1 protein-coding gene is annotated in these 298 nt (G+C 44.0%); it reads left to right on the top strand.

Annotation, left to right across the window (positions count from 1 at the left end):
• Positions 1-44: 44 nt before the first annotated feature.
• Positions 45-298: ATP-binding protein (locus tag MZO40_RS17135; RefSeq protein ID WP_252133490.1), on the top strand; the 254-nt coding region annotated here is incomplete at its 3' end.

Consider the following 298-nt stretch of genomic DNA (forward strand, 5'->3'; position numbering starts at 1 on the left):
ACTTTAGTTATCAACCGGGAATTAACCAAGGGATAATTGAGGACTTGGGATCACTAAGATTCACCCAAGAGAATCAAGACGTTTTGTTTATCGGCACCTCCGGTGTCGGTAAAACTCACCTAGCCACCGCCATTGGAATTGAAGGGTGTAAACAAGGAATTTCAACGCAGTTTATTCGATGGAGCGACCTCATCAACAAGCTTCAAACAGCACAAGTTCAAGGCCGGAGCGAAGAAGTGCTACGCCGGTATGCCCGTTTTCAAATTCTAATCATTGATGAGATTGGTTATCTTCCAAT

The sequence above is a fragment of the Lactiplantibacillus sp. B652 genome (assembly GCF_023806745.1).
Classification (GTDB): Bacteria; Bacillota; Bacilli; order Lactobacillales; family Lactobacillaceae; genus Lactiplantibacillus; species Lactiplantibacillus pentosus.